Source organism: Stenotrophomonas sp. YJH_SMC_46 (genome assembly GCF_059370315.1).
On sequence record NZ_JCAFTO010000001.1, the window covers coordinates 89,271 to 101,531 of the forward strand.

The 12,261-nt window shown below is 65.4% G+C and carries 18 protein-coding genes; 5 read left to right on the top strand and 13 right to left on the bottom strand.

From position 1 onward, the window contains the following. Nucleotides 1-21: 21 nt before the first annotated feature. Together AC5P8C_RS00440 and AC5P8C_RS00445 are read left to right on the top strand one after the other, a co-directional pair. A complete protein-coding gene (locus tag AC5P8C_RS00440) occupies nucleotides 22-378 on the top strand; it encodes a hypothetical protein (protein WP_495218191.1) in 357 nt (118 codons plus the stop codon). Continuing rightward, nucleotides 379-849 carry a hypothetical protein gene (locus AC5P8C_RS00445; protein WP_495218192.1) on the top strand — a complete coding sequence of 157 codons (471 nt, stop codon included), beginning with the start codon at nucleotides 379-381 and terminating at the stop codon, nucleotides 847-849. It abuts the gene before it with no gap. A 104-nt stretch (nucleotides 850-953) separates the two neighbouring features. Here AC5P8C_RS00445 and AC5P8C_RS00450 read toward each other — a convergent pair whose 3' ends face one another. From AC5P8C_RS00450 to AC5P8C_RS00485, 8 genes are all read right to left on the bottom strand, one after another. Then, on the bottom strand, nucleotides 954-1,580 hold the full coding sequence (locus tag AC5P8C_RS00450) for a nucleotidyltransferase family protein (protein WP_217015800.1): 627 nt from the start codon (nucleotides 1,578-1,580) through the stop codon (nucleotides 954-956). After that, the gene (locus tag AC5P8C_RS00455; RefSeq protein ID WP_495218193.1) at nucleotides 1,556-2,617 is read right to left on the bottom strand and encodes an XdhC family protein; all 1,062 of its coding nucleotides are present in this window, start codon (nucleotides 2,615-2,617) and stop codon (nucleotides 1,556-1,558) included. The genes AC5P8C_RS00450 and AC5P8C_RS00455 overlap by 25 nt, the downstream gene beginning before the upstream one ends. Before the next feature lie 9 nt (nucleotides 2,618-2,626). Further along, entirely contained in the window at nucleotides 2,627-4,831 is a 2,205-nt protein-coding gene (paoC, locus tag AC5P8C_RS00460) for an aldehyde oxidoreductase molybdenum-binding subunit PaoC (protein WP_495218194.1), read from the bottom strand. After that, the gene (locus AC5P8C_RS00465; RefSeq protein ID WP_099560618.1) at nucleotides 4,831-5,781 is read right to left on the bottom strand and encodes an FAD binding domain-containing protein; all 951 of its coding nucleotides are present in this window, start codon (nucleotides 5,779-5,781) and stop codon (nucleotides 4,831-4,833) included. Before AC5P8C_RS00465 ends, paoC begins: the two co-directional genes overlap by 1 nt. Beyond that, nucleotides 5,778-6,425: an aldehyde dehydrogenase iron-sulfur subunit PaoA gene (paoA, locus tag AC5P8C_RS00470; protein WP_100445686.1), complete on the bottom strand. Its 648-nt coding sequence runs from the start codon at nucleotides 6,423-6,425 to the stop codon at nucleotides 5,778-5,780. The genes AC5P8C_RS00465 and paoA overlap by 4 nt, the downstream gene beginning before the upstream one ends. A gap of 268 nt (nucleotides 6,426-6,693) precedes the next feature. Further along, complete coding sequence (locus AC5P8C_RS00475; protein ID WP_026346983.1) at nucleotides 6,694-7,425, bottom strand: hypothetical protein; 732 nt, start codon at nucleotides 7,423-7,425, stop codon at nucleotides 6,694-6,696. A gap of 79 nt (nucleotides 7,426-7,504) precedes the next feature. Beyond that, nucleotides 7,505-7,981 (bottom strand): nuclear transport factor 2 family protein, encoded by a 477-nt coding sequence (locus AC5P8C_RS00480; protein WP_495218195.1) that lies wholly within the window; start codon nucleotides 7,979-7,981, stop codon nucleotides 7,505-7,507. 62 nt (nucleotides 7,982-8,043) lie between these two features. Further along, nucleotides 8,044-8,613 (bottom strand): TetR/AcrR family transcriptional regulator, encoded by a 570-nt coding sequence (locus AC5P8C_RS00485; protein WP_495218196.1) that lies wholly within the window; start codon nucleotides 8,611-8,613, stop codon nucleotides 8,044-8,046. A 168-nt stretch (nucleotides 8,614-8,781) separates the two neighbouring features. Here AC5P8C_RS00485 and AC5P8C_RS00490 point away from each other — a divergent pair, with 168 nt between their 5' ends. Then, complete coding sequence (locus AC5P8C_RS00490) at nucleotides 8,782-9,735, top strand: alpha/beta fold hydrolase (protein WP_233652832.1); 954 nt, start codon at nucleotides 8,782-8,784, stop codon at nucleotides 9,733-9,735. Nucleotides 9,736-9,972: 237 nt separating this feature from the next. Continuing rightward, nucleotides 9,973-10,284, top strand: a complete 312-nt coding sequence (locus AC5P8C_RS00495) for a hypothetical protein (RefSeq protein WP_026346984.1) — start codon at nucleotides 9,973-9,975, stop codon at nucleotides 10,282-10,284. 43 nt (nucleotides 10,285-10,327) lie between these two features. Here AC5P8C_RS00495 and AC5P8C_RS00500 read toward each other — a convergent pair whose 3' ends face one another. From AC5P8C_RS00500 to AC5P8C_RS00515, 4 genes are read right to left on the bottom strand one after another with little or no spacing between them, the layout of a single operon-like run. Further along, the gene (locus AC5P8C_RS00500; RefSeq protein ID WP_005416560.1) at nucleotides 10,328-10,609 is read right to left on the bottom strand and encodes a hypothetical protein; all 282 of its coding nucleotides are present in this window, start codon (nucleotides 10,607-10,609) and stop codon (nucleotides 10,328-10,330) included. 5 nt (nucleotides 10,610-10,614) lie between these two features. After that, nucleotides 10,615-10,830, bottom strand: a complete 216-nt coding sequence (locus AC5P8C_RS00505) for a hypothetical protein (RefSeq protein WP_019659700.1) — start codon at nucleotides 10,828-10,830, stop codon at nucleotides 10,615-10,617. A gap of 60 nt (nucleotides 10,831-10,890) precedes the next feature. After that, nucleotides 10,891-11,160 (bottom strand): hypothetical protein, encoded by a 270-nt coding sequence (locus AC5P8C_RS00510; RefSeq protein ID WP_080112500.1) that lies wholly within the window; start codon nucleotides 11,158-11,160, stop codon nucleotides 10,891-10,893. 58 nt (nucleotides 11,161-11,218) lie between these two features. Further along, nucleotides 11,219-11,434: a hypothetical protein gene (locus AC5P8C_RS00515; protein ID WP_080112501.1), complete on the bottom strand. Its 216-nt coding sequence runs from the start codon at nucleotides 11,432-11,434 to the stop codon at nucleotides 11,219-11,221. 153 nt (nucleotides 11,435-11,587) lie between these two features. Between AC5P8C_RS00515 and AC5P8C_RS00520 the strand changes: the two genes are divergently transcribed. Further along, the gene (locus AC5P8C_RS00520; RefSeq protein WP_019659702.1) at nucleotides 11,588-11,869 is read left to right on the top strand and encodes a hypothetical protein; all 282 of its coding nucleotides are present in this window, start codon (nucleotides 11,588-11,590) and stop codon (nucleotides 11,867-11,869) included. Here AC5P8C_RS00520 and AC5P8C_RS00525 read toward each other — a convergent pair. Next, nucleotides 11,866-12,186, bottom strand: a complete 321-nt coding sequence (locus AC5P8C_RS00525; protein ID WP_019336574.1) for a hypothetical protein — start codon at nucleotides 12,184-12,186, stop codon at nucleotides 11,866-11,868. The genes AC5P8C_RS00520 and AC5P8C_RS00525 overlap by 4 nt on opposite strands. Nucleotides 12,187-12,261 lie beyond the last annotated feature (75 nt).

Genomic DNA, 12,261 nt, shown 5'->3' on the forward strand with positions numbered 1-12,261 from the left:
TGCACGCAAGGAGCCCCCGCCATGACCCAGCCCCACTGCCCTGCCCCGCACCCGATCCACGATGCGCCCGCCAACGGCCCCGCGCTGGACCCGAACACCCTCATCGCCCTGCTGCACAGCATCGGCGCCGGTGCCGCCTCCGATGGCCAGCCGTGGCCGGAACGCCACCAGATGCCCGGTCGACGCATCGCCTTGGCAGATACCGATTGCTCGCTGGCCGGCCTTCGGGTGGTGCTGGAGATCCTGCTGGCCGCGCAGCGCGCCCGCGAAAATGGCGAGCTGGAGCAGTACGTTGGCCCGCGCGTGATGGAGGGGCTGATCATGGCCGGAATCGGCCTTACCGCACACGCCAGTACCCGACTGCATCCGGAGGGCTGAGTGGCCTGGTGGCGCTGGGCGGCCACCGCGCTCTGTCTTGCGGTGGTGGTTGCGGCACAGACGCAGTGGCTGGCGCCGCCGGTGCCCTCGCCTGTCGCGTTCCAAAGCATCAACGATGATCGATTCTCACAACTGCGCCGCCAAGCCGTTCAGTTCGTGGAGGCTCGGCCACGACAGGGCTTCCAGTTCGTCGAGCGGCATCAAAACGCCGGATTCCAGATTCACTGTGGAGGCGTTCCAGTGCTGTGGCTGGAGAGGCGCTCGCACCATCTGCTGTTGCAGGCCTCACTGGACGCGAAGCAGCGGGCGCCCGCCGTTGTGCGGTTGCGGGCGCTCCTCCAATGGCAGTTGGAGCCGTTGGATTACCTGGAGCAGGTACTGGCTGGCGCACCGGAACCTGTTCTGTTGGATCGGGTGCTGCAGAGTCTTGCTAGTGATGTGCCTGATGGGGCGCGATGTGGCGTGCCGTAGTCGAGCATGGCCCGACTCTACAGGGTTGCGGGCAGCGAGGGTTCGGGCTGCAGCTCTGCCGCTCGTCGCCTGCGCGACAGGCATTTGCCCAGTGATCATGCGGGTCACCTCCCGGCATCGATCCAGCCCGCATCGCGCGCACGCGCAAGATCTTCTGGCGTATCGATATCCAGGCCCAGTTCCGGTGCCTGCAGGACATGCACCGTATCGACAGGAAGTTGCCGCAGGCGCGCTCCGAAGCCGCGGTCACCGGCTGCACCGACAGAGGTGAACCAGGCGCGCGGCACTACTGCGGGAACGCCAAGCGCATTTCCGTGGCGGGTGCCCGCGCACGTTGACGCTGCGGCGCGGGCACCCGAAAGCAACGCCTGCAGATGGGAGTGCTCGATCGCGGGCTGGTCGCATGCCACGACCATCACCGCGGTCACCGTGGGCAGCAGGTGTGCGCCGGCAACCTGCAGACTGCTCGCCAGGCCGCGTTCCCAGTGGTGGTTGGTTACCGGAGTGGCGTCCAGCCCGGCAATGCTGGATGTCACGGCCTGTGCGTTTGCGCCCACCACGACCAGCACCTGCGCTGGCGCGAGCTCGCGCGCCAACCGCACCACGCGATGTACCAGGGTCTCGCCCTGCCGGGTCAGAAGCTGCTTGGGCTGGCCAAGTCGGGTGCTCCCGCCGGCAGCCAGCACGACGACCGCATGCGCGTCAGTCACGTGCCGTGCGCGCTTCGCCATTGCTGCAGCTGCGCGGCGATGCTGAGCGAAATCGCCTCTGGCCCTCGCCCGCCGATGTTCAGGCCGACCGGTGATCGAAGTCTCGGGGACAGGCGGTGGCGCTGATCCGGTGTCAGCAGCTTGAACAGGTCCTCGCGCCTTCGCCGCGGACCCAGCAGTCCAATGAACGCAACTTTGGTATCAGCCAGGGCCACCAGCGCCTCCCGGTCCAGTTCGAAATCGTGATGCATCACCAGTGCCGCGTCGCACGGGTCGCCATGAAGGGCCTCGGCCGGGCTGGTCTGAAGATGCGCATCCGCGCACTGCCCGGCTGAGGCCCAGCGCGCTCTCCGTTCGGCCACGCTGACCCGCCACCCCAGGCTCCGCAGCAACGGAACCAGGAAGGGCGTTTCGGGACCGCCCCCCAACACCAGAGCCCGCGGAAGACGGGGCAACGGCAAATGCCATGCGCCCTCGCCAAAGGGCTGCGCACCATGCATCGGATCCAGCTGCCACGCCTGCTCGCGATGGCCGGCACGGAAAACGACCTGGCCCGACGTGCGAAGGTCGCGCCGGAGTGACACGCCCTCGCGCAGCCAAGCCTCGATGACGGCGTCGATGCCGGACATGGCACGCAATGGCAGGAGCGCAATCCGAAGCCGGCCGCGGCAGCCGAGCGCAGACCCACTCAACAGGTCGTCGTCACTGCGGGTGTCGATCTCGATCCAGTCGACCCGCCCTGCCGCGCTCACCTGCTCCGCGCGTCGCGCGAGCTCCGGCTCCAAGCATCCGCCGCTCAGCCAGCCGACCTGGCTGCCGTTGCAGAACAGCACCATGTCGCCGGCACCGGCGTAGGTGGAGCCATCGGTTTCCAGCACCAGCGCGAGCACGGCGTGCTCCCCCGCGCGCACGCGCGTCAAGGCCGTCTCGAGTACGCCGCGCGGGCTACCTTCGGCGAGGAAGCCCGGCGCTGCGGACAGGTCCTCGGCAAGATCGCCGGGCTCCCCTCCGCCTGCGGCGGAGGCTTCCAGAGTGGGCGAGGCTGCGGGTCGGTCCATGCGCAAGGGTCAGCCCACGTCGGGCAAGCCGGGCAGCAGCTTGTCCAGGGTAATGGGATAGTTACGCACGCGCACGCCGGTTGCGTTGTAGATCGCATTGGCGATCGCGGCGCCAACCCCGCAGATGCCCAGTTCACCCACACCCTTGGCCTTCATCGGCGAGATCACCGGATCCAGCGTGTCGAGGAAGACCACCTCCTGGTACGGGATGTCGGCGTGCACGGGAACCTCGTAGCCCGCCAGGTCGTGGTTGATGAACAAGCCAAGCCGTTTGTCGACCACCAGCTCCTCCATCAGGGTCGCGCCCGCACCCATCACCATCCCGCCGATGACCTGGCTGCGTGCGGACAGCGGATTGAGGATCCGTCCGCCATCGCATATGGCAAGCATGCGGCGAATGCGTGTCTCTCCCGTGTAGGCATGCACGGCAACCTCGCAGAAATGCCCTGCATAGGTGCCGACGTCGTAGCCTTGCTTGAAGTCGCCGAAGTCAATGCCGTCCTCCGCCGACAGTGTCCCCGCCTCCGCCAGCTTGATCGTCCGCCCACCCGCCTGGATGCGGCCATTGGCGAAGTCTGCGGTGTCGCCGTCGAAGCCCAGTTTCTCGCCCACCTTGCGGCGCAGGCTGACGCACGCCGCGTACACGCCCGCGCTGGAGCTTGCCGCGCCCCACTGGCCGCCGGAACCGGCGGAGGCGGGATGACGGGAGTCGCCGAGTGTCACCTGGACCCGCTCCAGCGGCACGCCCATGGTCTCGGCAGCCGTCTGCGCGATGATTGTGTAGGAGCCGGTGCCGATGTCGGTCATGTCGGTCTCGACAATCACCCCGCCTTGGCCGTCAAGCCGGACCCGCGCCGCCGACTTCATCGTCGGTGCACCGCGATAGCCCGCAGATACGCCCATGCCGATCAGCCAGTGCCCTTCCCTGACCTGCGCCGGCCTGGGGTTGCGCTTGTTCCAGTTGAAGCGCTCCGCGCCTTCGCGCAGGCAGCGCACCAGGTTGCGGTCGGAGAACTTCTTGGACGGATCGCCGGGTACGACCTCAGGCTCGTTGAGGATGCGGAACGCGATCGGGTCGAGGCCCAGCTTCTCGGCCATTTCGTCCATCGCCACTTCCAGCGCCATGTGGCCCGGTGCTTCGCCCGGTGCGCGCATCGCATTGCCTTCGGGCATGTCGAGCGTGGCGATGTAGTTGGCCACCAGGCGGTTGGCGCCTGCATAGAGCTTGGGCGTCTGCAGGGTGCCGTTCTCGCCGTCCTCGCCGTTGATGTTGCCCGACCAGTTCTCATGGGCGATGGCGGAGATCCGGCCATCCTTTCCGCAGCCGATCCGCACGCGCTGGAGGGTGGCGTGCCGGTGCGTGGTGTTGTTGGGCATCAGCGGGCGTTGCAGCGCGATCTTCACCGGCCGCCCGACCTGCTTGGCCGCCAGCGCGGCCAGCACCGCGTCGGCACGGATGAACAGCTTGCCGCCAAAGCCGCCGCCGATATAGGGCGAGTCCACGCGCACCTTGGCAGGATCGATGCCGAGGATCGCCGCCATGCCTTGCCTGGCCCAGTCGATCATCTGGTTCGCCGTCCACAGCGTGAGCGTGTCGCCCTCCCAGGCGGCGATGGTGGCGTGCGGCTCCATCATCGAATGACTTTCGTCGGAGGTGTGGTAAGTCTCGTCGAGCTTGACCGCGGCGGTCGCGTAGGCGGTGTCGAAATCGCCGAGCGTCTGCCGGTCGGGCTTGCCACCGCGCCCCTTTGCCAGCGGCGCGGACGGCGCCAGGGCCGGGAAATCGAAGCGGCCCTTGCCGCGCTCGTAGCGGGTGCGGATCAGCGCTGCGGCGGCGCGGGCCTGCTCGAAGGTCTCTGCCACCACGCAGGCGATGGCCTGGTGGTAGTGGGCCACTTCGGGTCCGCCGAACAGCGGCGCGTTGTTCCAGTTCGATGTGCCGACCGGCTTGGTTTCCGGTGCGGTGATGACCGCCAGTACGCCGGGCGCGGCACGTGCGCGGGAGGCATCCATCGAAATGATGCGCCCCTTGCCGATGCCCGCACCGACGATGTAGCCGTAGGCCTGGTTCGGCGCCACGTCGTGGCGCTCGTAGGCATAGGGGGCGGTACCGGTGGTCTTGCGTGGACCGTCGATGCGCGGCGTCGACTTGCCGACGACCTTGGCCTTGTCGAACAGGTTGTCGCCGGCGGGGGCGTTGAATTCAAGGGGCATCAGCGCTCTCCTTCCACCAGCACCGCCGCGAGGGTGCGCTCGGCGAGCGCGATCTTGAACGCATTCTCCCGCGTCGGACGGGCACCGGCGAACACCTGCCGGGTCGCGGCCTTCACGCCGTCGCGCAGCAGGGGTTCGGCTGCCTCGACGCGCCACGGCTTCGGCGCGACCCCACCGAAGGCGAACCGCGCCGAGCCGTCACGCTGCACGACCGCGGCGACCGACACCAGTGCGAACGCATAGGACGCGCGGTCTCGTACCTTGTGGTACACGTGCCGACCGCCCAGGGGTTCTGGCAGCGTGACGTGGGTGATCAGCTCACCGCGCTGCAGCACGTTGTCCTGCTGCGGCCTGTCGCCGGGGGAACGATGGAAATCGGCAATCGGGATGCTGCGCGTACTGCCGTCGCCCCTGACGGTCTGGATCGAGGCGTCCAGCACCCGCAGGGCCACCGCCATGTCGCCCGGATAGGTCGCGATGCAGCTGTCCGAGGTGCCGATCACGCCCATCTGCCGGGAGAACCCCTCGAGTGCGCCGCAGCCGGATCCGGGCAGGCGCTTGTTGCAGGGCAGATTGGGGTCGTAGAAATACGGACAGCGCGTGCGCTGCAGCAGGTTGCCGCCGGTGGTGGCTTTGTTGCGCAACTGCCCGGAAGCGCCTGCCACGATCGCGCGGGTCAGCACCGCGTAGTCGCGGCGCACGCGCTCATGCGAGGCCAGCGCGGTGTTGGTGACCAGCGTGCCGATGCGCAGGCCACCCTCGTCGGTGGGTTCGATCCTGTCCAGGCCGATGTCCTGCACATCGACCAGGTGCGCTGGCGTCTCGACCTCCAGCTTCATCAGGTCGAGCAGGTTGGTCCCTCCGGCCAGGAACTTCGCGCCCTCGGTACCGGCGACGGCCCTGGCGGCCTCGGCCGGGGATTTCGCGCGCTCGTAACTGAAGGCCCTCATGAGCGCCTCCCTGCAGAGGTGACGCCAGCGACCTCTGCCATCGCCTCGGCAATGTTGGAATAGGCGCCACAGCGGCAGAGGTTGCCGCTCATGCGTTCGCGCATTTCCATGTTGGTGGCCTGGGGCCGTGCGCTGACATCCGCCTGCACATGGCTGGGCACACCCCGCTTGATCTCGTCCAGTACCGCCACCGCCGAACAGATCTGCCCCGGCGTGCAATACCCGCACTGGTAGCCATCATGCTTGATGAAAGCGGCCTGCATCGGATGCAGGTCATCGGGAGTTCCGAGGCCTTCGATGGTGGTGATGGCATCGCCCTGGTGCTGCACCGCCAGGCTGAGGCAGGCATTGATGCGCTCACCGTTGACCAGCACGGTACAGGCACCGCATTGACCGTGGTCGCAGCCCTTCTTGGTGCCGGTCAGCTTCAGATGTTCGCGCAGGGCATCGAGCAGCGTGGTCCGGGTGTCCAGTTCAAGTTCCCGCCGCTTGCCGTTGACGGTCAAGGCCACCGTGCTGATGACCGGCGGCCTGGGCGGCGGGGGCGTCGCCAGTTCGGCGGCGAGCGATGATGCCCCCGGTGCGGCGGACATCGCCACGGTCGTGACGCCGCCGGCGATCACCTGCCGGCGCGTCAACTTCATTCCTTCATCACAACTTGGCACAGTGACCTCCTGGCGTTCGGGAAAATCCCGTGGCTGGATGGACGCGCTCACACTACCGAGGGGCCACTATGCCCATCTGCGGGGTACAGATCTGTGAAGTCGGCGAAATGTACGAACATGATGCAGCAAGCCCGAAGAAATCGGCTGCATCCAGCCACAGCGCGGCACTCTTGAGCCATGCGTATGCCTCACTGGATGACTCACAGTCCTGTTTGTCCCTCAGCATGAGGAACATGATGGCCCGACGCTACAAAGGCGTTGGCTGGGAGGGCTCGGGTTCGTGGATGGAGCCCTCCAACAAGGCAACGTAGGTATCAAGCCTGGTGCGAAGGCCGATCAGCATCCAGCCCAGCAGGTACAGCAGCACCATGGCGAAGATCAGTAGTGCACCCAGCGGGCCAACATTGAAAGCGCCCGCCCAGTCGCCCCATTTCCATCCGCGGAACTGCAGGTAGAGGGCAATCAACAGCGGGAATGGTCCCAGCCGCTGCAGGCCGCCATACATCATGCCCATGCGCTCAATCATGTTTGTGCGCAAGGTGCTGACGAACTTGAGTCGCCGCTCGCGCTGGACGCGCGGGAATCCGCGAAGCTCGGTCACCACCGCTTGCCAGTGAGCGAAGTCTTCATCCATCTCCCGGGCGTGCGAGAGCCGCGGCTGGATGAACTGGCGAATGCCCCTGCGGGCGGCCAGTACGCCACCGACAATGAACCCTCCGATTTCGATTGCCAGGCAGGCAACAACCACCTGGAGCACTACGCCAAGAGGCAGCCATCGATCCGGAAGCTGACCCATGAGAATGCCGATGATCGCCGCACCCACGCCGATGCGAAACGCCCACGTCTCCACCCTGCCCGCCTTGGGGTAGATGCTGTGCTCAACCAGTCCCTGCACCCGCTGGTAGAGCCAGTGGAATGTCAGTTCCTGCGAATCGGTCTTTGCCGACGGATCGAATCCGCCCCCTGCCTGCATGTCCATTGCATCCCCTGCCCGGCCGGCGCAGACGCCGGCCACCCCATCGTACCTGAGCGCGCTTGGGATGGCGCCCAAGCGGGAATCACATACCCAGCTCCGACAACCCCGGATGATCATCCGGGCGACGCCCCAGCGGCCAATGGAACTTGCGGTCACTCTCCTTGATCGGCAAATCGTTGATGCTCGAGAAGCGGCGCTGCATCAAGCCATCCGCGTCGAACTCCCAGTTTTCGTTGCCATAGGAACGGAACCAGTTGCCGGAGTCGTCGTGCCATTCGTAGGCGTAACGGACAGCAATACGGTTTTCGGTAAAGGCCCAGAGCTCCTTGATCAGGCGGTACTCGAGCTCCTTGTTCCATTTGCGTGCCAGGAACTGCCGGGCTTCTTCCCGGCCGTTGGTGAACTCGGCGCGGTTACGCCACTGGGTGTCGAGCGAATAGGCAAGCGACACCTTGTCGGCATCGCGGGAGTTCCAGCCATCCTCGGCAAGACGCACTTTCTGGGTGGCCGATTCAAGGGTGAACGGAGGAAGCGGCGGACGGGGTTGTTCTGCGGACACGGGGAGACCTCCAATCGAGATGGATACACGGATTGCTTCAAGCGATCTGGCGTACCCAGGCGCTAACGCTTGGCCTGTTCCAGCAACAGCTTCGCGACATCCTTCGCAGTGTCTGCGGCGTCGTAATCACCCATCACGCGCGACAGGGTGATGGCGCCTTCCATCAGGACCAGCAGCTGACGGGCCAGGTCCGCCGGCTGCTCCACCGCCAGTTGCTCGGTAAGTTCCAGCGTGTAATCGAGCACTTTCCGCTTGTGATTCCGCGCGATCTCCCGGATCGGATCGGCAGGGTCGCCGACCTCGCCCGCGGTATTGATGAACGCACAGCCACGATAGCCCTCGGACTGGAACCAACCCTTGAGCACGGTGAACATGCCGAGGATGCGTGCTTCCGGGGTATCAGCCTTGTCGCACTCCTGCCGGAACCAGGCCAGCCAGCGCACATCGCGCGCACTCAGCGCGGCAGCGGCCACGTCGTCCTTGTTCTCGAAGTGGCGGTAAATGCTCTTCCGCGCCACGCCGGAGGTCTTCACCAGCAGGTCCATGCCGGTGGCGTGGATCCCGTTCTGGTTGATCAGCGCCTCGGCCGTGGCCAGGATCTTCTGGTGGGTATCGGTGCCGGCCTTGTTCATGGCCACAAGGTAGAACGAGCGTTCTCCCTCGTCAACAGGCGGTGGCGCGGGGCCCGTACGCGCACATCCGTGCAAGACGATCTATCAAGAAATTCGGACTTGTCATATTCCTGGCACCTGATCGCGGGCGCAAAGTACGTCTCACCACCCACCCATGAGAGTTCCCGCATGAACACCTTCGCCCGTACCCTGGCCGTTGCCGCCCTCGCCCTCTCGGTCCAGGCCGGCCTGTCCGCACAGGCCGCCGAACCGGCCAAGCCGGTCGCAGTCACCAGCATCGCGCGCACCGCCAGCTACATCACCACCGCCGATGGCGTGCAGCTGTACTACAAGGACTGGGGTCCGAAGAACGGACCAGTCGTGACCTTCAGCCACGGCTGGCCGCTGAACTCGGACAGCTGGGAATCGCAGATGATCTTCCTGGCCAACCACGGCTACCGCGTCATTGCCCATGACCGTCGCGGCCACGGGCGCTCCAGCCAGCCGTGGGACGGCAACGACATGGATCACTACGCCGATGACCTGGCCACGGTGATCAATACGCTGGACCTGCACGATGTGACGCTGGTGGGCTTCTCCACCGGTGGCGGCGAAGTGGCGCGCTACATCGGCCGGCATGGCATCGGGCGGGTGAAGAAGGCCGTGCTGATCAGCTCGGTACCGCCGCTCATGCTGAAGACCGCCGACAACCCGAACGGCCTGCCGATCGAAGTGTTCGATGGCATCCGCAAGGCACAGATGGATAACCGCGCGCAGCTGTACCGGGACATTCCGTCGGGCCCGTTCTACGGCTTCAACCGCCCCGGCGCGAAGGTGTCGCAGGGGCTGATCGATGCGTGGTGGGCACAGGGCATGCAGGGCGGCCACAAGAACACTTACGACTCGATCGCTGCGTTCTCCGCCACCGATTTCCGCGCAGACCTGAAGAAATTCGATGTGCCCACCCTGGTCATCCACGGTGACGACGACCAGATCGTGCCGATCGACATCTCAGGCCGCCAATCGGCAAAGCTCATCAAGGGCGCAAAGCTGATTGTCTACCCGGGTGCGCCGCACGGCCTGACCGACACCCACAAGGACAAGGTCAACCAGGACCTGCTGACGTTCCTGCAGGAAAAGTGAGCGTACGGGGCTCCGTTGTGGCGGCGGAGCCCTTCCTGCCCAGAGGCAGGGCCGGCACCGGACGAGCGCCGGCTGCCACGTCAGTGCACGATTGCGGCCGTGGGATTTCAAGCCAGTCATGGCGCGCGGTGTGCACCTTGATGAAGGGTTAACCTCCAACAAAGCACACTGCGCTCTCACGGCTCTTCTCCGGCGCAGAATCCTTTGCTCCCGTGTCCAGCCCCAGACGACACGGCCATGCATCCTCCCAATGCCTTCCGGATCCACGCGATCCAGCCCCTTCTTGCGCGCAATGGGGCCATCGTTCGCCTCGATCAATTGCGATCCACCTGCAAGAGCTGCGGCTTGCGCTCATCAATGACTCAGGACGAGGGCATCAAGACGAGTCCATTGGGCACGACGCTCACGTGCCCCGCGTGCGGTGCCACGGGGCTGATGGACGAGGTGGAGATATGGCACCACTGGCTCGAACAGTGCCGGCGGGAACGGATGCTGGCGCTCTTCGATCCCGCACCTGACGAACCTCTGGAGCCTGATGGCCCCGAATGAGAGCGACGCATGGACTGTCCGGCCGGCGCCTCAGCGCCGCGCCTCAACCGTCGCCGGGGTGACGCCCTGCCAGGCTACCCATCGTGAAGGCGTAGCCCGCCTCCTCCAGCAACGCTCTCATGCGCAGCTCCACACGCCGGGGAGAAAGCAGGCTGTTGGGCGCGTACAGGGCATAGACGTAGCCTGCGCCGTCGATGATCTCGCGGCGCACGGCGCACTCATTGGATTCGGCAGCCTCGGACCAGACGGACATCAACCTGGCGGGACTGATGGATTGGCCGTTGCGAAGACGGAAGAACAGCCAGCGCACTCCCAGGGAACGCATCGGATTCAACCTAGCCATTGCGAACCCCCGATGCGCCGGAAAAGGTCCCTCAGGACCTCTGGATCCAAGCGTGGATGCTCGTCTTTCGAAGAGCGCGGAAGGTCGATGCGTGCGGCGCCGTTCACCAGCGCGGGCAGATCGGACTGAAGGTCGATCCACCACCCCGCGGGCAGCCGGAGCCCCGTGCCCGTTCTATCGTAGATGCAGATCGGAAAAGTCATGGCGTTGCTCCTGGATGACCCGAGCATACGCCTGCGCGGTGTCAGGTCTGGATGCGACGCCTAGGAAGATGCCGCATCGGCGCGCTTTGCGCATTCGAATACGTGTGCTTCGTCCTGCTGGACCCTGCGGAACGACTCCAGCCAGCCGAACGCTGCGCCACGATTGTGAATCGTTTCGCCAAGCCTTCCGGTCAGGCATCGTACGCACTCCATCCCGCCAGGACTGGGCGCATCGCAGCAACGGCATTGCGCCATCGTCGTCGTTCTCTCCGGGCGGCACTGGTACATGATCTTGGTCATCAGGCTGATCGCCTGGCTTTGCGAGGACATGCGCGCTCCCTGTCTGCTGCGCGGAAGCAGCCGCGCGGCGCGCGGCTCCTCCTGTTCCTCAGCGGCGGGTATCGCCGCCGAGACCGCCCTTCTTTTCATCCGCTGGCTTCGGGCTCTCGCGATCCTTGTTGTCCTGCTGCTGTTGCTGTCCTTGCTTGCCGGGCTCCTCCCTGCCGGGTTCGCCCCCCTCGCCCTGCCCCTGCTGTGCAGGCTGTTCTGCTTCAGCGGACGCGTTGGAGCGGTCATTCCTGTTCTGTTCGGGGACGCTGTTCATTTCGATTCTCCGCCGCAGCAAGTCTGCTGCCGATTGACTGTGGGCGTGTCGCCGTTACGGGAACGTACGGGGACGCGTCCCATATGAACAAGGGTCATGAACAGGCCCGCAGCAACAAGCGTGTACAGTGGAGTTTCGAAAAGGGGTAACGCCATGATCCATGGAAGAAGCAAGCACGTTGTCGACGTCGAGCGCGAGCTGGCCCACTGGAAAATCGCGTTCAACCTGGGCGCCCTGCCCGCGATGAGCTTCCGATATGAAGTGGCGCCCGTTATCCGGCTTGCCTGCGATATCTATGTGAGAGATCCGCATGGCACCCGGTCGGCATGGATGGACGATCTGCAGGGCAGGCTTGCGAAGCGATCGAGCCTGCGCGGCCATCCTGGCGCAGCGGAGATTGCCGATCGGTGCTGGTCCCTGCTTGGCTGCGCCTAGGCGCGGCTGGCTGCGTGATTCCGCTCGCGCATCAACTCATCATTCAGTACGTGGACAATGGACATCACCGCGTCGGCAAGTCCACGGGAATCGCTGATGGATCCGTAGAAGTAGATCCTGGCGCCTTCAATGCGAACATCCGCCAGCTGGAGCTGGGACGCCAGGGCCCTGCACTTGATGAGGAACATCTCTGTCCAGCGAGCGCCCGGCGCCAGATCCAGCAGCGCGGTGATGGCTTCGTCGGTGGATGCGTCTACACGCTCATGCAACAACGGGACATCGAAGCCGACGATTCTTGGGAGCATGGAAGCGTTCACCTGACCATCCTCTCGCTGATGGGCGCTGCGAGTACTCCCACAGTACAACAGAATGCATGCAGCCCCAGATGAGAT